Raw genomic sequence first — 20,752 nt, 5'->3', positions numbered from 1 at the left:
CGATGAAGGATCTTTGGCGAGCCTATCCGGCCAGTGCCCGCGCCATCGCCACGAACTGCGCCACGGTGGCCTCCTCCGCCCGGGCCGTCTCGGGGATACCGGCCGCTTCGAGCAGGCGGGACGGGTCCGGTGTGGCGCCCTTCAGGCTCTGGCGCAGCATCTTGCGGCGCTGGCCGAAGGCCGCCCGCGTCACCGTCTCCAAAGCCGCCACGGAGCAGGGCAGAGGCTCGGAGCGGGGTCGGAGCTGCACCACGCTCGAGGTCACCTTGGGCGGCGGCACGAAGGCGGAGGGCGCCACGTCGAACAGGATCTCGGCCTCGCAGCGCCAGCCGCAGAGCACGCCGAGGCGGCCGTAGTTGGCCCGGTCGCCCTCGTCGGCGACGATGCGCTCGGCGACCTCGCGCTGGAACATCAGGGTCAGCGACTCCCACCACGGCGGCCATTCGGGCGCGGTGAGCCAGCCCGTCAGCAGCGGCGTGCCGACGTTGTAGGGCAGGTTGGCGACGACGCGGACCCGCCCCGCGCCGGCGAGGCCGCGCGGGTCGAAGCGCAGGGCATCGGCCTCGACCACGTCGAGGCGGCCGGGGTAATGCGCCGCGATCTCGGCGAGCGCCGGCAGCGCCCGCGCATCGCGCTCGATGGCGACGACGCGGGCGGCACCGGCGGCGAGGAGGGCGCGGGTCAACCCGCCCGGACCGGGCCCGACCTCGACCACGGTGACGCCGTCCAGCGGGCCGGCCGCCCGGGCGATCCGCCCCGTCAGGTTGAGGTCGAACAGGAAGTTCTGCCCGAGCGCCTTCTTCGGTTCCAGCCCGTGCCGGCGGACGACGTCGCGTAAGGGGGGGAGCCCGTCGTCGCTCACGGCACGCTCCTGATCAGGCGCGCGGCCAGCCGCAGGGCCGCCATCAGGCTGTCGGGACGCGCCAGCCCGCGCCCGGCGATATCGAAGGCGGTGCCGTGGTCGGGCGAGGTGCGCACGAACGGCAGGCCCAGGGTGACGTTGACGCCCTCGTCGAAGGCGATGGTCTTGATCGGGATCAGGGCCTGGTCGTGGGTGGGGGTCAGCGCCACGTCGTAGCCCGCCCTGGCGCGGGGGTGGAACAGGGTGTCGGCCGAGAGCGGGCCGCGGATGTCGATGCCCTCGGCCCGGAGGATCGCCACCGCCGGCTCGAGCACGTCGCGGTCCTCGGTGCCCATGGTCCCGGCCTCGCCGGCGTGGGGATTGAGCCCCGCCAGGACGAGGCGGGGCCGCGCGATGCCGAAGCGGCTGCGCAGGTCGGCCGCGACGATGCGGGCGGTGCGCACGACGAGGTCCTGCGTCAGCAGGTCGGGCACGCGGCGCAGGGCGACGTGGATCGTCACCGGCACCACCGCCAGCGTCTCGCTCCACAGCATCATGACGGGCAGCGGCGGGGTCTCGCCCGGCGCGACGCAGAGGGCGGCGAGGAACTCGGTGTGGCCGGGATGCGCGAAGCCGACCTGGGTCAGGACGTATTTCGCGATGGGGTTGGTGACGAGGGCGCCGGCGAGACCGGCGCGCACGAAGCCGAGGGCGGCGGTGATCGATTCGAGGGTGGCGCCGGCGTTGGCCGGATCGGGCGAGCCGGCGATGGCCAGGATGCGGGCACCGCTCGGCAGCGCCACCACGGGAAGCGCGCGGGGAAACACCTCGACGGCGAGCTCCGGCCCCACCTCCGCCACCGGCACCTGAAGGCCGAGTTCGCTCGCCCGCCGCTCGACGAAATCGGGGTCGCCGACGAGGAAGAAGGGCGGCAGGCCGGGGCCGTCGTCCCGCGCCAGCCAGGCCGACAGGGCGATCTCGGGCCCGATCCCGGCGGGGTCGCCCAGCGTCAGGGCGAGGGGAACATGGGGTGTCATGACGGCTCCGGTCGATCGCCGCCGCAGGGCGACGATCGCCGGCAAGCCCTAGCGCACGGCGGCGATGCCGTCAGCCGCCGTGACGGAGCTGACGTTCTGGCGCAGGTCCGCCTCGCCGAGCGTCTTCAGCTCGACCCGCAGCAGCACCGTCTGGTTACGCTCGCGCGTGCCGAGCGCGGTGGCCGTGGGCGCCACGATGTAATTGAGCGAGACGGTGGTGCATTCGTCCTGGTAGCCGCCGCCGAGGCTCATGCCGGAGACGAAGAACCGGCCGGAGCGGTCGTAGATCGGCGCCGAGCCGACCGGGTTGGCGATGTAGTTGGTCAGCGCGTCGGCGTAGGTGTCGCGCACGTCGAGGTAGTGGGTCAGGTCGACGATGGCCGATCCGGTGAGGAACCAGTTCGGGGTGACGTGGTAGGTGGCCGCCGCCGAGACGCCCTCGCGGCGGTGGTTGAAGCCGAGCGACGGCTGCGCCTCGTAGTAGGAATAGAACAGCGACAGGTCGACCGGAGCGAAGGGCGCCAGACGCGCGATCACGCCGGTCTCGAAGCGGTTGACCTTGAAGTCCTGCTGGTCGAACCGCGCCCGGGCGATCATGCTGATGTTCTGGTTGGGCGAGACCTGGAACCGGCCGACGTAGTCGGACGCCCGCCGCTCCAACCCGGAGTCGAGGCCGACGTTGGCGATGTCGCCACGACGGAACGAGTTGACGCCCGCGATCTGGATCGACTCCCCGAACAGGATGTTGGCGTACCAGCCCGACGGTGTCACCACCGAGTACTGGGCGCCGACGTTGGCCCGCAGGCCGCCCTCGACCCGGTCGTAGCCGGAGAACTTGTCCCATTCGAACAGGGAGGTGTCGTCGAACACCAGGCTCTGGGCGTCCTCGTTGGGCAGGCGCCCGATCTTGGTCTCGCTCGGCCGCGCGATCACCTGGACGATGGGCTCGATGGTGTGGACGCCCAGGCCTCCGAAGTTGCCGACGAAGGGGTAGCGGTAGTCGATGCCGATGGCCGGCATCACCCGGCCGGAGAAGTCGTTGTCCTGCGTCGTGATGTTCTGGACGAGGTTGTTCTGGAAGCCGGTGCGGCTCGGATCGACGAAGAACGCGTCGGTGCGCAGGTAGGCGAACGGCGTGATCGACTGGCCGATGTCGTCGATGAAGGTGCGGCGCCACGAGGCCTGGGCCGAGACGCGGGTCTGCTCGCCGGCCAGGCCCCTGATCAGGCAATTGGCCCGATTGAAGGTCGTGCAGGTCTCGTAGAGCGGGTAGCTGATGCCGTTGGCGCTCGGGCTGAACAGGTAGCTGCCGGTGCGCGGGATGCCCTGGAAGTCGGTGGCTTCCCGGCTCAGGTGGGTGATATTGGTCTCGAACCGGACCTCGCCGCCCAGCGGCTTGGGGCCGTTGATGCGCTTGTCGTAGTCGATCACCGGCGCGACGATCGGCTGTTCCTTCTGCCAGTCGAAGCTCGACAGGCCCTTGAAGTAATAGGCCCGCGCCTCGAACCACGAGCGGTCGCCCTGGCCGATCAGGTAGGCGGTGGAGACCGCCTCGCGGAAGTAGTCGGTGGTGATGCTCTGGTTGCGGATGCGGTAGTTGTCGAGGAACCACTTGTCGGTGACGCCGACCACGTCCCAGCCCGCCCGCCAGCGGTCGTTGATGTAGAACTGGCCCTTGGATTCCACCGCGCCGCGAAAGTCGCGGTCGCCGGCGCCCAGCGGGCCCGGCAGGAACGCGCTCGGGGTCGTCTGGAAGATGCCGCTCAGGCGGACGCTGTAGGAGCCGTTGTCGAGGCGGTGGCGGAACTCGCCCTGGCCCAGCACGCCCTGGTTGCTCAGGAAGGCGGGCGAGAGGGTCAGGTCGTAGTTGGGCGCCAGGTTGAAGAAATAGGGGACCGCGATACCGCTGCCGAGCGCCGTCGACGAGATGAAGCGCGGCGTGAGGAAGCCGGACTTGCGCCTCACGGTCGGGTCGGCGGCCTCGAAATACGGCAGGTAGGCCACCGGGATGCCGGCGAGCTCCAGGGTCGATTCCTCGAAGGCGATCGTGTGCGTCTCGTTGTTGTGGACGATCTTGGTGGCGCGGATCTGCCAGAGCGGCGGCGTCTCGGGGCGGTTCTTGCACGGCTCGCAGGCGGTGTAGGTGCCGTAGTCGAAGCTCGTCTGCTCGCCCTCGATGCGCTCGGCGCGCGGCGCCGAGAACCGGGCGCGCACGACCTGCCCCTTGGTCTCGACGGTCTGCTGGATGCGCAGGGCGTCGATGAAGCCGTTCTTGAAGTCGTCGGTCAGCTCCATCTTCTCGGCCGTCAGCACCGCGCCGGTCTCGTCGGTGAGACGCACGTTGCCTTCGGCGAAGACGCGGCTGGTGGTGCGGTCGTAGAGCACCCGGTCCGCCTGCAGGGTGCGCGGGCCGTAGTTCAGCTCGGCGTTGCCGCGCGCCATCACGGTGTTCTTGTCGTTGTCGTAGACGAGCTCGGCCGCCTCCACGAGCAGGCGCTCGCCGGCCTTCGGCGCCGCCGGCTTGCCCGGAATCGGCTTGCCCGGCATCGACTTGGCGGCTCCCGACCGTTGGGTCTGGGCAGCCGCGGAACCCGCCGCTGCCAGGGGCAGGGCGACGGTCAGCAGCGCCGGAACACCGGCCGCGATCGCGATGGCAGCGACCTTACGCAACGCTTGTCTCAACTCCCGCCGCAACCGGACGTGACGCAACGACCCATGCCAACCGACGCTCCCGTCACGACCATCCGGGCCCGGCATCAGCCGTCCTCCTGATGGAGAAGCGTGAGCGTACCCAACAAACTCCCTACCACGGCGGGGAACCATGCCGCCACCGTCGGGGCGACGATCCCCGACGCGCCCAAGCCCTCCATGACCTGGCGCGCGACGTAGAGCAGGAACCCCGCCGCCACGCCGCCGAGCACCAGCCGGCCCACACCACCAAAGCGGAAGAACCTTAAGGAAACGCTGGCCGCGACCAGAACCATGGCCACGAAGAGGAGCGGTCTCGCCATCAGGACACCGTACTGGAGCCGGTAGCGGGTGGCATCCAGGCCGGCCCGCTCGGTCCGCGAGATGGTGTCCGGCAGTTGCCAGAAAGGCACAGATTCCGCGGGCGTGAAGCGCTGCCGGATCTGGGCCGGGTCCAGGGTCGAGGCGACGAGGTAGGTGTCGAAGGTCTCGGGTGCCGCGCCCTCGCTCATGAGCCGGGCTTCGGTGAGTTCCCAGTAGCCGTCGTGGAGGTTGGCCCGCGCGGCCTCGATCTGCGAGACGAAGCGGCCGGACCCGTCGAAATTGAACACCGAGACGCCGGCCAGGGAGGTCGTCCCCTCCACCGCCGTCTCGGCCCGGATGATCGCCTGCCCGTCGAGGCTGCGCTGGCGGATCCACAGGTCCTTGCCGGAGGTCGCCTTGGTGGAGCGCGCGAAGATCTTGGCCTCGATCTCGGTGGAGCGCTGCTTCATGAGGGCCGAGGCCGGGTTGTAGACCGCCACCGTGAAGATGCCGATGCCGAGCGCCACGAACAGGCCCGGCTGCAGGAACTGCCAGGCCGAGATGCCGGCGGCACGGGCCACCACGAGTTCGAGCTTGCGGGAGAGCTGGAGCAGGGCGGCCATGGAGCCGAACAGGATCGCGAAGGGTAGCACCCCCTCCGCCACGGCGGGGGTGCGATAGAGCGAGAGCTGCGCCATCAGCCCGGCCGAGGCGCCGGCGGTGTCGCCCGCGCGCCGCAGCAGCTCGACGAAATCGAGGGTGTAGACCAGCGCGAACACCGTGAGGAACACCCCCAGGATCGTGCGCAGGAAGCGGGCGGCGAAGTAGCGGCCGAGGGTGGCGCCGATCAGCATGGCGGCGCCCTCAACCGAGCCGGGGGCGGCGCGGGGCGAGGACGCCCCGCAGGCCGTGCCCGAGCCGCGCCGCCGCGTCGCGCAGCGCCGGCCCGTGGAAGATCATCAGGGCGGAGAGCGCCATCGCGACGAGCGGCACCGCATAGACCGCCACCACGGCGCCCTGGCTGCGGACGGCGGCACTGGTGGCGGTGAAGCCCGCGATGCGCAGGAGGACCACCGCGATCACGGCACCGGCCACGGCCAGGCCCCGGCCCTGCCGGGTGGTGCGCGGATCGCCCAGGGCGGCGAAGGCGATGAGGGCGATGGCCAGGGGGTAGAGCCAGGCCGAGAGCCGGTCGTGCAGCTCCGCCCGGAACCGGCCCTTCTGAAGGGTGTAGTAGCCCTCGCTCCGGTCGGGGAACAGCAGCTGGCTGGTGGAACGCTCGCGGGGCTTGAACACCACCTCCGCGTCCGGCGGCGTGAAGGCGGCCAGATCGACGGTGTAGCGCTCGAAGGTGATGATCGAGGCGTCCCGCGTGTCCTTCTGCTGACGGTGGATGCTGCCCTTCTCGAGGGCAAGGTAGCTCTGCCCGTCGTAGTCCACCGCCTGGCCGCGCTCGGCGAGGTAGACCACGGTCTTTCCCGCCTCGCGCTTGTCCTGGATGAACAGGCCGAGCAGCGTGCCGCCGGGGCCGCGCTCGCGGAAGTGGAAGGTGATGCCGTTCTCCAGGCTGGTGAACTGGCCTTCCTTGACGACGTTGGCGATGAAGTCGCCGCGCACCCGGGTGACCACGTCGCGCAGCTCCTGGAAGCTCGACGGCATCACCTGGATCGTCAGGAACGCCACCGCCAGGCTCACCGCCAACCCGAGGGTGAGGAACGGCCGCAGGATGCGCCGCGGCTCCATGCCGGCGGCCGACATCACGATCAGCTCGGAATCGCCGTTGAGCCGGTTGAGCGCGTAGACGATGGCGATGAACAGCGCCACCGGGGCGATCACCGTGATCAGGGTCGGCAGCGACAGGCCGGTGATCAGGAAGAAGATCACCAGGGTCTGGCCCTTGGCGGTGATGAGGTCGAGCTCGCGCAGGGCCTGCGTCACCCAGATCGTGCCGGTGAGACCGACGAGGCAGGCCAGGAAGGCCGACAGCGCGATCCTGAAGATGTACCGCTGGATCTGCGTCATCGTCTCTCGCGGGTCGCGCCGGATCGATGCGGCGTCGGGGGCAGTGGCCGGCGGCCTGCCGGTGGCGGTTGCGCGCGCCAATCGGGGCCGTTTCGCGGCACCGCGGTCACGTTGCGTTCTGAAGCCCGATCAGTACACAGGATGCGCGAGCACGCCCTGAACGGTGCGTGCCGCGGCACACATCCGGACAGAGTGGAAAGCGAACGTCATGGCGGACGGTATCACGATCGCGTTCGGGCCGCTCGGCCCGGTGGGCCAGGGAGATCTGCAAGGCGATCTGGTCGTGTTCGTCGGCGACGACCTCGTGCTGTCGCCCGCCGTGATCGAGGCCGTGGGGCAGGGCGCCGCCGACCTGGTGGCGCGGGCCGCCGCCAGCGAGCGGTTCAAGGGCAAGTCCCTCTCCGCCCTCGTCCTGCCGGCGCCCGCCGGCCTGACCGCGGACCGTCTCGTCGTGGTCGGCCTCGGCTCCGAGAAGGACCGGGCCAAGACCGACTGGCCGGCGCTCGGCGGTTTTACCGCCTCCAAGGTTTCGGGCCGCACCGCGCATCTCGCCCTGTCGTGGCCGGGTGTCACCGCCGCGAACGCCGCCGAGGTCGCGCTGGGCGCGCGCCTGCGGCACTACAGCTTCGACCGCTACAAGACCAAGAAGAAGCCCGAGGGCGAGGAGCCCAGGGGCACCACCCTGACCGTGATGGTCGAGGATCCCGCCGCCGTGCGAGCGGCCGCCGCCGCGACGGAGGCCGTCGCCGAGGGCGTCCTCCTCGCCCGCGAACTCGTCAACGAGCCGCCCAACGTCCTCTATCCGGAGGAGTTCGCCAACCGTGCCGAGGCCCTGACCAAGCTCGGCGTCGAGGTCGAGGTGCTGGGCCTCGAGGAACTCACCGAACTCGGGATGGGCGCGCTGCTGGCGGTGGCGAAGGGCTCCACCCGGCACCCGCGCGTGGTGCTCATGCGCTGGAACGGCGCACCCGATTCCACCGAGCCGCCGATCGCCTTCATCGGCAAGGGCGTGTGCTTCGATTCGGGCGGCATCTCGATCAAGTCGGCCGGCGGCATGGAGGACATGAAGGGCGACATGGGCGGCGCGGCCTGCGTCGTCGGCACCCTGCATGCGCTCGCCGCCAGGAAGGCGAAGGTCAACGTGGTCGGCGCCATCGGCCTCGTCGAGAACATGCCCGACGGCAACGCCTACCGCCCTGGCGACATCGTCACCTCGATGTCGGGACAGACCATCGAGGTCATCAACACCGACGCGGAAGGCCGCCTCGTGCTGGCCGACGTGATCTGGCACGTCCAGGGCACCTACAAGCCCAAGATCATGGTCGATCTGGCCACCCTCACGGGCGCCATCATCGTGGCCCTGGGGCAGGACATCGCCGGGCTGTTCTCCAACGACGACGCCCTCGCGGCCAAGCTCACCGCGGCCGGGGAAGCCACCGGCGAAACGGTGTGGCGGATGCCGCTGATCCCGGCCTACGACAAGGCGATCGACTCGAAGTTCGCCGACATGAAGAACACCGGTGGCCGGCACGGCGGCGCGGCCACGGCCGCCTCCTTCATCAAGCGCTACGTCAACGACGTGCCATGGGCCCACCTGGACATCGCCGGCGTCGCGATGTCGTCGAGCAGCAGCGAGATCAACCGCTCCTGGGGGGCGGGCTGGGGCGTGCGGCTCCTCGACCGCCTCGTGCGCGACAACTACGAATCATGAATTCCTTCGCCGCCGCCGGGCTTCCCCTCGCGGCGGCGCTGGCTTGCATCCTCGCCGCGACCCTCGGCGGGCTCGACCAGAACAGCGCGTTGCCGCCGGGGCTGGCGCCCTACGCCTACGGCTTCTTCCTCGATCGCTATCCGCTGTTCGCGGTGGCCATCGTCTACGGGCTCGCCCGGCTGATCGCCGCCGCGACGGCACCCGGACCCGCCGGATTTCCTCGTCGCGCGGCGGGCCTCGCCGTCGGGGCCGCGACGCTGCTCGCATTGAGCCTCTATCCGACCTTCGGCGGCCTCATTCTGCGGGGCGCCTTCGGCAGCGGCAGCATGGCCTTCCTGAACCAGCAGCCGATGGGGATGGCGTACGCGCTGGGTTCGGCCCTGGGCGCCGCCCTGTTCGGGACGGCGATGGGCCTCGGCGTGATCGCGATGACGGCCCGGCGCGTCTCCCTGCGGCGGTTCGCGAGGCGGACCCTCCCGGCCGCCCTGGCGGCCTTCCTCGCCCTCTGGTTCGCCTTCGCCGTCCTCGGCCTCGCCCACGCGGCCGGCCTGGGGCCGTGGCCGCGGCGAGCGCTGACGGCCGGCGATGCCCTCATCGCCGCGGGGCTCGTCGTCGTCGCCTTCCTGCCGCACGCGCTGCTGGTGGCGTGGCGGACCGGGGCGGAAGAGGTCCGCCCCGCCGGTGTCGTGACATGACGGCCGTTTCGACCGGCGGCGGAGGGCGCACCGGCTTGATCGGCGCGGCGGGATGTCGCTAGATGGTTCAGATGTGAACGAAGGCGACTGACAAAAGACGCCGCGTCACCACAGGGAGGACGCCATGCTGACCGACCGGACACCCGCGCGACCGTGGCTGTCGTCCTATCCGCCGCATGTACCGGCCGAGATCGAGGTCGACCGCCTGGGCACCCTCGTCGACCTGTTCGAGGCCAGCCTGTCGCAGTTCGCGGACCGTCCGGCCATCCAGTGCTTCGGGGCCCAGATGAGCTACGCGGCGGTCGGGCAATCGGCCCGGGACCTCGCGTCCTGGCTGGCGACGCAGGGCCTCGGCAAGGGCGACCGCGTCGCCCTGATGATGCCCAACGTCCCGGCCTACCCGGTGGCGATCTTCGGGGTGCTCCTGGCCGGCTGCACCGTCGTCAACGTCAACCCGCTCTACACGCCCCGGGAACTCACCGCCCAGCTCAACGACTCGGGCGCGAGGATTCTCGTGGTCCTCGAGAACTTCGCCCACACCGTGGCGGATGCCCTGCCCGAGATCGCCCTCGACCGGGTCGTGGTGGCCGGTCCCGGCGACGGGCTCGGGCTGAAGGGGCGCCTGATCGGGCTGGCCTCGCGCCATATCAAAAAGGCGGTGCCGGCCTATTCCTTCCCGGCCGGCCTGGCGATCCGGTTCGAGGCGGCGTTGAAGGACGGCCACGGCCGCAAGCCGCCCGAGGTCGCGGTCTCGCCCGACGACCTCGCCTTCCTGCAATACACCGGCGGGACGACCGGCATCGCCAAGGCCGCGATGCTGACCCATCGCAACATCGTCGCCAACGTCACGCAGTCGGAGGTCTGGCTCGGGGTGGCCCGGAGCAAGGCCGGCCGCAAGGTCATGGTCACGGCGCTGCCGCTCTATCACATCTTCGCCCTGACGGCCTGTTTCTTCTTCTTCTTCAAGGTCGGCGGCTGCTGCCTGCTGATCCCCAACCCGCGCGATGCGGCGGGTTTCGTCAAGACGCTCAAGGGCACCCGCTTCACCCACCTGTCGGGGGTCAACACGTTGTTCAACCTGCTCCTGAACACGCCGGGGTTCGATCAGGTCGATTTCTCCCGGGTCGAGTTCACGATCGCGGGCGGCATGGCGGTGCAGGCCCCGGTCGCCGCCCGCTGGCAGGCGGTGACGGGCCACGCCATCATCGAGGGCTACGGCCTCTCTGAGACCTCGCCGGTCGTCTGCGTCAACCCGCCCGGCCTCGCGCAATGGTCCGGCACGATCGGCTATCCGCTCTCGTCGACGGATCTGGTCATCCGGGACCTTGACGGGCGCGAGCTGCCGTTCGGCGAACCGGGCGAACTCTGCGTGCGCGGCCCCCAGGTCATGGCCGGGTACTGGAAGCGGCCCGACGAGACCGCCCGGGCCACCACCGCCGACGGCTTCTTCCGCACCGGCGACGTCGCGGTCCTCGGGGCCGACGGCCAGGTGCGGATCGTCGACCGGATGAAGGACATGATCCTGGTCTCGGGGTTCAACGTCTATCCCAACGAGATCGAGGATGTCCTGGCGGGCCATCCCGGAGTGCTCGAATGCGCCGTCGTGGGCGCCGAATCCGAGGAGACCGGGGAGACGGTGGTCGCCCATGTCGTGCGCAAGGACGAGGCCCTCACCGCCGAGGCGTTGCGGGCCTACGCCCGTTCGCAGCTGACCGGCTACAAGGTGCCGCGGCGCATCGTCTTCCGCGACACTCTGCCCAAGACCAACGTCGGCAAGGTGCTGCGCCGCGCCCTCAGGGACGAAACCGGCCCGGTGTGATACGGTTTCCGCTTGGATCAAGCGGGAACCGTATCACCGAGCCCGCGCGGCGCCTGAGCGAAGCCCATGTCCGCATCACGAAGTGATCACCCGGAAATGGTGTGAGGCCGTCGGGGCTGTCCGAGCGGCCGTAACCGCGGCGGCGGTCGCGCCGAATGGAGACGAGCGCGCTTGCCGAGGGACGGTGGCGTGCCGATGTTCGTCGGCAAGCGCGCCGCCAGGCCCGCACCGCAGGAAGCCCCGAGGAGTCACGATGTACGTCAAGCGCCGCCGCGGATGGGAGATCCCCGAGACCCAGGCCACCCCGGAGAGCGTCTTCCTCAACCGACGCGCCCTGCTCGGCGGTGCCGCCGGCCTCGCGGCCGGATCGGCGTTCGGCGGTCCGGCGGCCTTCGCCGCAGACGGCGGCTATCCGGCACCGCGCAACGAGGCCTACACCCTCGACCGGCCGGTGACGGCCGAGAAATACAGCGCGAACTACAACAACTTCTACGAGTTCAGCACGTCCAAGACCGTGCTGCCCGAGGCCAATGCCCTCAAGACGAAGCCCTGGACCATCAAGATCGATGGTCTCGTCGAGAAGCCGTTCGAGATCGCGGTCGAGGACCTGATCAGCAAGATCGGCCTCGAGGAACGCCTCTATCGCCACCGCTGCGTCGAGGCATGGTCGATGTCCGTTCCCTGGACGGGCTTTCCCCTCTCCAAGCTCGTGGCGCTCGCCAAGCCCTTGTCGGGCGCGAAATACGTGCAGATGCAGACCTTCATGGACAAGGCCGTGGCCCCGGGCCAGCGCCAGTTCATCTATCCCTGGCCCTACACGGAAGGGCTGACGATGGAGGAGGCCGCCAACGACCTCGCCTTCATCGCCACCGGCGTCTACGGCAAGCCGCTCGCCAACCAGTTCGGTGCCCCGATCCGCCTGGCGGTGCCGTGGAAGTACGGCTTCAAGTCGGTCAAATCGATCGTGAAGCTGTCCTTCGTCGAAGCCCGCCCGAAGACCTTCTGGGAGGGGCTGCAGGCGCAGGAGTACGGTTTCTGGGCCAACGTGAACCCCGCCGTGCCGCACCCGCGCTGGAGCCAGGCCAGCGAGCGGGTCCTGGGCACCGACCAGCGCGTGCCGACCCTGATCTACAACGGCTACGGCGAGCAGGTGGCCGGGCTCTACAAGGGGCTGGAGAAGGAGCGGTTGTTCGTGTGATACGGTTTGCGCTTGAATCAAGCGGGAACCGTATCACCGAGCCCGCGCGGCGCCTGAGCGAAGCCCATTTCCACATCACGAAGTGATGTGGAAATAGTATGAGGGACGTCCGCCCGGATGGAGTTCACCCCAAGGCGCGGCGGAGGCTGGCATTCACACGGTCATGCCAGCCGGGAGCCGACGCACGAAAGCGCGCGATGACGTCCGCATCGAGGCGCAGGGTAACCGGCTGCTTTGACCCGGTTTCATCGTGGCCATCGGGAACAGGCTCGCCGTCGATCAGGCGGACGGCAAGCGTAGGCCTTCCTCATCGAGAAGACGGGACGGCTCTCGCCACGTGAGGTCCAACCGACGACGACCATCCGGCCGGCGAGGCGCCCAACCGTGACGATACGAGCGTCGCCGTATGCGGCCCGCAGATCTTCGAATTCATAGACCGGGCCCGCGAAGACGGGTTCCGCCGCCCGAAAATCGAGGCCTCGTTCGATCAGGGTCCTATCACGCTTCGACGGATCGACCGTGATCATCGATGGGCGGTGTCCCGATGACCTTCCGTCACGGTGGGTCGGATTCGACCGGCCAGGGGCGTCCGCCCCCGCTCAATAAATCCAGCGCTGCGCCTTCGCGACGAGAAAATCGCGAAACGCCTGGACGCGGGCGACGGTGCGCATCTCCTCGGCGTAGACGAGGTAACTTTCCATGTGCGGCATCTCGCTGTCGCGCATGACCTGGACGATCCCGTCCTGCCCGTCGACGGCGTAATCGGGAAGGATGCCGATGCCGGCTCCGGTCTCGATCGCCTTCTGCAGGGCGGCGATGTTGTTGACCGTGAAGTGGATGGTCCGGCGCTCCAGCCCCTCGCGGCCCACCGTGGCGAGCCAGTGGGTGGCCAGCAGGTAGGACGGCTCGTTGCCGCCGAACGAGACCAGGCGGTGCTCGTCGAGGTCGGCGATGGATTTGGGTTCGCCGAAGCGCTTGACGTAATCCTGGCTGGCGAACGCATGGTAGTGGACCGTGAACAGCCGGCGCTGGATCAGGTCCGGCTGGGCCGGGCGGCGCATCCGGATGGCCACGTCGGCCTCGCGCATGGCGAGGTCGAGTTCCTCGTTGGTGAGGATGAGCTCGACGCGCACGTCCGGATAGAGGTCGAGGAACTCGGCCACCCGTTGCGACAGCCAGGAGGTGCCGAGGCCTGTGGTGGTGGTCACCTTGAGGTCGCCCGACGGCCGCTCGCTCGTCTCCACGAGGCGGGCGCGGGTGTTCTCTAGGCGTAGTTTCATGTCGCGGGCGGCGCGAAACAGGAGGTCGCCCTGCTCGGTGAGGATCAGGCCGCGGGCGTGGCGGTGGAACAGCGGCGCCTTGAGCTCGCGCTCCAGCGCGCTGATCTGGCGGCTGACCGCCGACTGGCTCAAGCCGATGTCGTCGCCCGCCCGCGTGAAGCTCCCGGCCTCTGCGACATTGAGGAAGATGCGGATCTTATCCCAGTCCAAGGCCGAAGCACTCCCGAACGCAATCCGTCGCCGACCCGTTTCGTGCGGAAAGACCTTGCCGCCTTTGGCGGCATCCGCCCTAAACTACGGCGTCGATCTTGCGATTGTGTTGCACTCCTGTGCAAGCGCGACACACGGGAAAACGCTGGAGCGTCGGACCGAAAGGGGGATACCGGCTTTCGGGGCAACCACGACGCCACGACGACGGCCGGCCGCTATTCCGCCGCCGCCTGCTGCGGCGTCTCGCCGACGTCGAGGGCGGCGAGGAACTTCTCCGCCTCCAGGGCCGCCATGCAGCCCATGCCGGCGGCGGTGATGGCCTGGCGGTAGACGTCGTCGGTGACGTCGCCGGCGGCATAGACGCCGGGGATCGCCGTCTCCGTCGTGCCGGGCCGCACCGTGATGTAGCCGCCCTGGCGCAGGTCGAGCTGGCCTTCGAACAGGCCGGTGGCGGGCTGGTGACCGATCGCCACGAAGACGCCGTCGGCCTTGCGCTCGACGATCTCGCCGCTGCGCACGTCCTTGAGCCGCAGGTGCGTGACCGAAGGCGGCTTCTGCGTGCCGCAGATCTCCTCCACCGCGTGGTGCCAGAGCACCTCGACGTTGGCGTGCTTGAACAACCGCTCCTGCAGGATGCGCTCGGCCCGGAACTCGCCCCGGCGGTGGACCACGGTGACCTTGGCGGCGATGTTGGCGAGATAGAGGGCCTCCTCGACGGCGGTATTGCCGCCGCCCACCACGGCGACCTCCTTGCCGCGGAAGAAAAAGCCGTCGCAGGTGGCGCAGGCCGAGACGCCGAAGCCCTGGAACGCCGCCTCCGAGGGCAGGCCGAGCCACTTCGCCTGGGCGCCGGTGGCGATGATCAGCGCGTCGCAGGAGTAGGTCTCGCCGGAGTCCGCCTCGAGCCGGAACGGCCGGCTCTTGAGGTCGACCTTGGTGATGTACTCGGCCAGCACCTCGGTGCCGACGTGCTCGGCCTGCTGCCGCATCTGCTCCATCAGCCACGGGCCCTGGATGGCTTGCGCGAAACCCGGATAGTTCTCGACGTCGGTGGTGATCATGAGCTGGCCGCCGGGCTGGAAGCCGGAGATCATCAGCGGCGCGACCATGGCGCGGGCGGCATAGATCGCCGCCGTGTAGCCGGCCGGACCCGAGCCGACGATGACGAGGCGGGCGTGACGGTGGGCCATGGCGAACGACTCCTGGTGGCGATCAACGGGAGAGCGCGATCCCTGCCTGATGACGCATGTAGGCATCGGCGAGGCGTCGCGCGATCTCCGGTGTCGCGTCGATGGGTGCGTAATGCAACATGTCGAGCTGGCCCGTAAACGGCGCCAGGGCGCCGGCCGCCTGCAATCCCGCAAAGAAGCGGCGATGCCGGACATAGGTCCCGGGGAGTTCGAACAGCAGCACGGCGACGCCGGTGCTCACCGCCTCGCCGACCATGTTGGCGGAATCGGAGGTCACGACCACCGCCTCGGCCAGCGCCAGCATCGGCACGTAGGGGTTCTCGCCGCTCCCGTCCCAGAAGAAGGCGGGCCTGTCCTTCGCGAGGGCGGCCAGCGCCGCGCGGAGTGCCGGAGGCGTGCGCCGGGAGACCGTGAGCATGAGGGAGGCCCCCGCCTCGCTCAGGGCCGACAGCTCCGCCAGCAGGCGGGCGGTGTCCGCCGCGGAAAATCGCAGGTGCCGGCTGTCGCCTCCCACCAGGACGGCGACGCGCGGACGGGGGAGGGCGGCAAGGCGCGGGTCGGGCGCGGCGCGGGCGGCGGCCAGGCGCGCCGGCGTCACGCGATGCGGCGGCGTCGGCGTGGTCAGGACGTTCGCACCGCGCAGGTCGTCGTAATCCGGCACCCAGATGAAGTCGGCGCTGGCCGGACCGGTGCGGGGGTCCTTGAGAAAGGCGGTGAAGGTGCGGCCGGCGCTCGCCCGGCGGATGGCCCGCAGGTAGGGCACCGCCTGCCGGCCGGAGGCGAGGAGAAGGTCGGGGAGGGGACCGGCCAGCGCGCCGCCGGACCGGCCGGGGGCATGGCGGGGGTCGACGGGCCCCCATGGAGCCAGCCACGAGAACGGCGCACGGCCCGGGATGCGACGGACGTCGGCCCGGAGGCCGAGGGTCTCGACGAGGCCGAGGCACTGGGTCTCGTCGCCGGCCTTGCCGTCGGTGATCACCCAGGCCCGGGCGCGGGCGATGTCCGGCGGCGGGGCCGCGGAACCGGCCTTCACCCGTCGGGCAGCGCGCGGCGCAGCCATTGCGCGTAATGCTCGGCGATGGCCGTGACCCGGCGGCGCTCGGATTCGGGATCGTACCAGGCGCCGCCCGAACTCGCCGGCAGGGCGGACAGCTGGGGATGCCGGGCGATGACCTCGCCGCGAGGGCCCAGGAGCAGGGCCTCGCCGTCGAGGTAGTCGGTCTGGCCGCCGCCGCCGAAGCGGCGTCCCTCGGAACCGACGTAGGCGGTCAGCGACAGGCTGCGGACCACCACGACGAGGGCAGGCCCCTGGCCGCCGAGGCGGTCGGAAAAGCTCCTGCGCAACGCCGCCAGGAGATCCGCCTGCAGGGCCTCCGCCTCGGCGCCGCCGCCCTTCGCCAGGAAGGGGCGGACGTCGACGCGGATCGCCGAGACCCGGCCGCCTGCGAGGGCGGCGAGGCCCTCGGCACGGAGGCCGATCCCGCCAGCCAGCAGGACGGCGAGCGTCAGGGCGATCCGCTGCACGCCGATCCGGCCAAGGCGTGCGAAGGCCTCAGCCACCATACTGGACGGCGACGACTTCGTAGGACTTGCCGCCGCCGGGCGTCGTCACCTCGACGGTGTCGCCCACGCCCTTGCCGATCAGGGCGCGGGCGATCGGCGAGGTGATCGAGACCAGCCCCGAGCGCACGTCCGCCTCCGGCTCGCCGACGAGCTGATAGGTCTTCTCTTCCTCGGTATCCTCGTCGACGAGCTTCACGGTGGCGCCGAACTTGATCTTGGTGCCCGAGAGCTTGGTGACGTCGATGACCTCGGCGCGGGAGATCATGCTCTCCAGCTCGAGCACGCGGCCCTCGTTGTGGGACTGCGCCTCCTTGGCGGCGTGATACTCGGCGTTCTCCGAGAGATCCCCCAGGGCGCGGGCCTCCGAGATGGCCTGGATGATGCGCTGGCGCTCCACCTGCTGGCGATGCTTGAGCTCGGCCTCCAGGGCCGCGAAGCCCCGCACCGTCATCGGAACCTTGTCTATCGTCATCGTCTCGCGCCACAATGAATAGGCCCGGTCGGGAACGCTGCCGCTCCCTCCGGGCCAAATGAAACATGTCCCGTTCGCCGCCCCTGGAAGGGCGAGGCTAGGACGGCCTGCGCGCACTATTTCAAGCCGCGAAGTATTCCTGCAAGGCGCGGACCTGAAGATCGCCTTCGAGATAGGCCTCGATGCCCTCGGCCGCCGCCATGGCTCCGGCTAGAGTGGTGTAGTACGGCACTTTATGCAAGAGGGCCGCCCGGCGCAGGGACCGGGAGTCCGATAGGGCGCCGGCGCCCTCGGTGGTGTTGAGGACGAGCTGGATGTCGCCGTTCTTGATCGAGTCGACCACGTGCGGCCGGCCCTCCAGCACCTTGTTGATGCGGTCGCAGGGCACGCCGTTCTCCACCAGGTAGCGCTGGGTGCCGCTGGTGGCCACGATCTCGAAGCCGAGCCCGGACAGGAGCTTGATCGCCGGCAGGATGCGCACCTTGTCGGCATCGCGCACCGACACGAACACCCGTCCGCTCCGGGGCACGTTCGTGCCCGAACCGAGCTGGCTCTTGGCGAAGGCGACGCCGAAGCCGGCATCGAGGCCGATGACCTCGCCGGTGGAGCGCATCTCGGGGCCGAGCAGCACGTCGACGCCGGGGAAACGCGCGAAGGGGAACACCGCCTCCTTGACCGCGATGTGGTCGAGCACCTTCGGCTTGAGCGCGAAGCTCGCCAGGCTCTCGCCGGCCATCACCCGGGCGGCGATCTTGGCGATGGGCTCGCCGATCACCTTGGCGACGAACGGCACGGTGCGCGAGGCGCGCGGGTTGACCTCGAGCACGTAGATCGCGCCGTCCTTGATCGCGTATTGCACGTTCATCAGGCCGCCGACCCGCAGGGCCAGCGCCATCGCCTTGGTCTGGCGCTCCAGCTCGGCGATGGTCTCGGGCGAGAGCGACCGCGACGGCAGGGAGCAGGCGGAATCGCCCGAGTGGATGCCCGCCTCCTCGATGTGCTCCATGATGCCGGCGATGAACACGTCGGTGCCGTCGCAGATGGCGTCGACGTCGATCTCGGTGGCGTCCGACAGGTAGCGGTCGAACAGCAGCGGGTTCTTGCCCAGCACCGTGTTGATCTGTCCGGTCTTGTCGTTGGGATAGCGCGACTTGACGTCGGACGGGATCAGGCTCGGCAGGGTGTCGAGGAGGTAGTCGGCGAACTGGGCCTCGTCGCGGATGATCGCCATGGCGCGCCCGCCGAGGACGTAGCTCGGGCGCACCACGAAGGGCAGGCCGAGGTCGGCCGCCACCAGCCGGCTCTGCTCGACGGAATAGGCGATGCCGTTCTTGGGTTGCTTCATCCCGAGCTTGTCGAGCAGGCGCTTGAACTGGTCGCGATCCTCGGCGAGGTCGATGGCGTCCGGCGAGGTACCCAGGATCGGGACCCCGGCGGCTTCCAGGGCGCGCGCGAGCTTGAGCGGGGTCTGGCCGCCGAACTGCACGATGACCCCGTGCAGCGTGCCGGCCTGGCGCTCGGTCGCGATGATCTCGAGGACGTCCTCCTCGGTCAGCGGCTCGAAGTACAGCCGGTCGGAGGTGTCGTAGTCGGTGGAGACGGTCTCGGGGTTGCAGTTGACCATGATGGTCTCGTAGCCGGCCTCCGTCAGCGCGAAGCAGGCATGGCAGCAGCAGTAGTCGAACTCGATGCCCTGGCCGATCCGGTTGGGGCCGCCGCCGAGGATGATGACCTTCTTCGCGTCGGTGGGGCGCGCCTCGTCGGCCACGGCGCCGGCGAAGGGGGCGACATAGGTCGAGTACATGTAGGCGGTGGGCGCCTTGAACTCGGCCGCGCAGGTGTCGATGCGCTTGAAGACGGGACGGACGTCCAGAGCGCGGCGCTGGCGGCGGACCTCGTCCTCGTCGGTCCTGGCGAGCACCGCGAGGCGGGCGTCGGAGAAGCCGGCGGCCTTGAGCTGGCGCAGGGCGCCCGGCGTCGTCGGGATGCCGTGCGCCCGCACCCGGTTCTCGAGATCGATGATGCCCTGGAGCTGTTCGAGGAACCACGGATCGATCTTGCAGGAGGCGTAGACCTCCTCCTGGCTGACGCCGAGGCGCAGGGCCTGGGCGACCTTGAGCAGCCGGTCTGGCGTCGGCGTGCCGAGGGCGGCCTTGATGGCGTTGTGGTCGTCGCCCTTGCCCAGCCCCTCGATCTCGATGTCGTCGAGGCCGGTGAGGCCCGTCTCCAGGGAGCGCAGGGCTTTCTGGAGGGATTCGGCGAAGCAGCGGCCGATGGCCATGGCCTCGCCCACCGACTTCATGGCGGTGGTGAGCGTCGGCTCGGCGCCGGGGAATTTCTCGAAGGCGAAGCGGGGGATCTTCGTCACCACGTAATCGATCGTGGGTTCGAAGGAGGCCGGGGTCGCGCCGCCGGTGATGTCGTTGGCGATCTCGTCCAGCGTGTAGCCGACCGCGAGCTTGGCCGCGACCTTGGCGATGGGAAAGCCGGTGGCCTTGGACGCCAGCGCCGACGAGCGCGAGACGCGCGGGTTCATCTCGATGACGATCATCCGGCCAGTGGCCGGGTCGATGGCGAACTGCACGTTGGAGCCGCCGGTCTCGACGCCGATCTCGCGCAGGACAGCGAGGGATGCGTCGCGCATCACCTGGTATTCCTTGTCGGTCAGCGTCAGGGCCGGCGCGACGGTGATGGAATCGCCGGTGTGGACGCCCATCGGGTCGATGTTCTCGATGGAGCAGACGATGATGCAGTTGTCGTTCCTGTCGCGGACGACCTCCATCTCGTATTCCTTCCAGCCGAGGACCGATTCCTCGATCAGGACCTCGTTGGTGGGCGAGGCGTCGATGCCGCGCTCGACGATGTCGAGGAATTCCTCCCGGTTGTAGGCGATGCCGCCGCCGGTGCCGCCCATGGTGAAGGACGGCCGGATGATGGCCGGCAGGCCGACTTCGGCCAGCGCGATCAGCGCCTGGCCGATGGCGTGTTCGCCGTAGCGCTTGCGCCGTTCGGATTCGGTGGACCGCCATTTCTTCTCGAAGGCGCTAACGGCACCCGCGCGCTCGTCCTCGGGGGTGGTCGCCTCGATCCTGGCGATCTCGCCGAGGTAGCGCTCGCGGTCGGCCTTCTTGGCGGCGGAGGCGTTGGCGAGCGCCGACTTCGGCGTCTCCAGCCCGATCTTCGTCATGGCGTCGCGGAAGAGGTGGCGGTCCTCGGCCTTGTCGATGGCCTCGGCGGTGGCACCGATCATCTGGACGTCGTATTTCTCGAGGGTGCCCATCTTCTTGAGCGAGAGCGCGCAATTGAGCGCGGTCTGGCCGCCCATGGTCGGCAGCAGCGCGAAGCCCCCGGGGAGCACGTTGCGCTCCTTCTCGATGATCTTGGCGACGATCTCGGGCGTGATCGGCTCGACGTAGGTGGCGTCGGCCATGTCCGGGTCGGTCATGATCGTGGCCGGGTTCGAATTGACCAGGACGATCCGGTAGCCCTCTTCGCGCAGGGCCTTGCAGGCCTGGGTGCCGGAGTAGTCGAACTCGCAGGCCTGCCCGATCACGATGGGCCCGGCGCCGATGATCAGGATCGTGGAGAGGTCGGTGCGCTTCGGCATCGGACGCCTTGGATGCGGGCGCGCGCACCCGACCTCGCCGGGCGCCGATACGCGGCACGGGCAAAGGGGCGCTGGCGGCCGGGATTGTCGTTGGAATTTGGCCTTACACGGCGGAC

17 protein-coding genes are annotated in these 20,752 nt (G+C 69.7%); 4 read left to right on the top strand and 13 right to left on the bottom strand.

Annotated features, from left to right (window positions below; all coding sequences use genetic code 11):
• Positions 1-22 precede the first annotated feature (22 nt).
• The 5 genes from rsmA to lptF form a co-directional block, all read right to left on the bottom strand.
• The gene (gene rsmA, locus ASG59_RS11635; protein WP_056408986.1) at positions 23-862 is read right to left on the bottom strand and encodes a 16S rRNA (adenine(1518)-N(6)/adenine(1519)-N(6))-dimethyltransferase RsmA; all 840 of its coding nucleotides are present in this window, start codon (positions 860-862) and stop codon (positions 23-25) included.
• On the bottom strand, positions 859-1,878 hold the full coding sequence (gene pdxA / locus ASG59_RS11630) for a 4-hydroxythreonine-4-phosphate dehydrogenase PdxA (RefSeq protein WP_056408984.1): 1,020 nt from the start codon (positions 1,876-1,878) through the stop codon (positions 859-861). Before pdxA ends, rsmA begins: the two co-directional genes overlap by 4 nt.
• 48 nt (positions 1,879-1,926) lie before the next feature.
• The gene (locus ASG59_RS11625) at positions 1,927-4,548 is read right to left on the bottom strand and encodes an LPS-assembly protein LptD (protein WP_055883260.1); all 2,622 of its coding nucleotides are present in this window, start codon (positions 4,546-4,548) and stop codon (positions 1,927-1,929) included.
• 86 nt (positions 4,549-4,634) lie between these two features.
• On the bottom strand, positions 4,635-5,723 hold the full coding sequence (lptG, locus tag ASG59_RS11620; protein WP_055883262.1) for an LPS export ABC transporter permease LptG: 1,089 nt from the start codon (positions 5,721-5,723) through the stop codon (positions 4,635-4,637).
• A 10-nt stretch (positions 5,724-5,733) separates the two neighbouring features.
• The gene (gene lptF / locus ASG59_RS11615; RefSeq protein WP_056408982.1) at positions 5,734-6,891 is read right to left on the bottom strand and encodes an LPS export ABC transporter permease LptF; all 1,158 of its coding nucleotides are present in this window, start codon (positions 6,889-6,891) and stop codon (positions 5,734-5,736) included.
• Between the two features lie 208 nt (positions 6,892-7,099).
• On the opposite strand from lptF, the gene ASG59_RS11610 reads away from it, so the two are divergent.
• From ASG59_RS11610 to msrP, 4 genes are all read left to right on the top strand, one after another.
• Positions 7,100-8,602, top strand: coding sequence for a leucyl aminopeptidase (locus ASG59_RS11610; protein WP_056408980.1), 1,503 nt, complete (start codon positions 7,100-7,102; stop codon positions 8,600-8,602).
• Positions 8,599-9,297, top strand: a complete 699-nt coding sequence (locus tag ASG59_RS11605) for a hypothetical protein (protein ID WP_055883268.1) — start codon at positions 8,599-8,601, stop codon at positions 9,295-9,297. The genes ASG59_RS11610 and ASG59_RS11605 overlap by 4 nt, the downstream gene beginning before the upstream one ends.
• 124 nt (positions 9,298-9,421) lie before the next feature.
• Positions 9,422-11,116, top strand: coding sequence for an AMP-binding protein (locus tag ASG59_RS11600; RefSeq protein ID WP_056408978.1), 1,695 nt, complete (start codon positions 9,422-9,424; stop codon positions 11,114-11,116).
• A gap of 253 nt (positions 11,117-11,369) precedes the next feature.
• Positions 11,370-12,314 (top strand): protein-methionine-sulfoxide reductase catalytic subunit MsrP, encoded by a 945-nt coding sequence (gene msrP / locus ASG59_RS11595; protein ID WP_055883272.1) that lies wholly within the window; start codon positions 11,370-11,372, stop codon positions 12,312-12,314.
• 124 nt (positions 12,315-12,438) lie between these two features.
• Here msrP and ASG59_RS21440 read toward each other — a convergent pair whose 3' ends face one another.
• From ASG59_RS21440 to carB, 8 genes are all read right to left on the bottom strand, one after another.
• Positions 12,439-12,594, bottom strand: a complete 156-nt coding sequence (locus ASG59_RS21440) for a BrnA antitoxin family protein (RefSeq protein WP_277996115.1) — start codon at positions 12,592-12,594, stop codon at positions 12,439-12,441.
• Positions 12,560-12,841, bottom strand: coding sequence for a BrnT family toxin (locus ASG59_RS19955; RefSeq protein WP_082528738.1), 282 nt, complete (start codon positions 12,839-12,841; stop codon positions 12,560-12,562). Before ASG59_RS19955 ends, ASG59_RS21440 begins: the two co-directional genes overlap by 35 nt.
• Before the next feature lie 72 nt (positions 12,842-12,913).
• The gene (locus tag ASG59_RS11590) at positions 12,914-13,804 is read right to left on the bottom strand and encodes a LysR family transcriptional regulator (protein WP_055883273.1); all 891 of its coding nucleotides are present in this window, start codon (positions 13,802-13,804) and stop codon (positions 12,914-12,916) included.
• Positions 13,805-14,019: 215 nt separating this feature from the next.
• Complete coding sequence (gene trxB / locus ASG59_RS11585; protein ID WP_055883275.1) at positions 14,020-14,994, bottom strand: thioredoxin-disulfide reductase; 975 nt, start codon at positions 14,992-14,994, stop codon at positions 14,020-14,022.
• Positions 14,995-15,016: 22 nt separating this feature from the next.
• Positions 15,017-16,027, bottom strand: a complete 1,011-nt coding sequence (locus tag ASG59_RS11580; protein ID WP_244475695.1) for a mitochondrial fission ELM1 family protein — start codon at positions 16,025-16,027, stop codon at positions 15,017-15,019.
• The gene (locus ASG59_RS11575) at positions 16,024-16,509 is read right to left on the bottom strand and encodes a hypothetical protein (RefSeq protein ID WP_244475708.1); all 486 of its coding nucleotides are present in this window, start codon (positions 16,507-16,509) and stop codon (positions 16,024-16,026) included. Before ASG59_RS11575 ends, ASG59_RS11580 begins: the two co-directional genes overlap by 4 nt.
• A gap of 37 nt (positions 16,510-16,546) precedes the next feature.
• A complete protein-coding gene (gene greA / locus ASG59_RS11570; RefSeq protein ID WP_200938171.1) occupies positions 16,547-17,023 on the bottom strand; it encodes a transcription elongation factor GreA in 477 nt (158 codons plus the stop codon).
• A 127-nt stretch (positions 17,024-17,150) separates the two neighbouring features.
• The gene (carB, locus tag ASG59_RS11565) at positions 17,151-20,636 is read right to left on the bottom strand and encodes a carbamoyl-phosphate synthase large subunit (RefSeq protein WP_056408974.1); all 3,486 of its coding nucleotides are present in this window, start codon (positions 20,634-20,636) and stop codon (positions 17,151-17,153) included.
• Positions 20,637-20,752 lie beyond the last annotated feature (116 nt).

This window comes from Methylobacterium sp. Leaf466, assembly GCF_001425565.1.
Taxonomy (GTDB): domain Bacteria; phylum Pseudomonadota; class Alphaproteobacteria; order Rhizobiales; family Beijerinckiaceae; genus Methylobacterium.
Note: the sequence above shows the minus strand (reverse complement) of the source record. Positions and strands in the feature narration are given on the sequence as shown.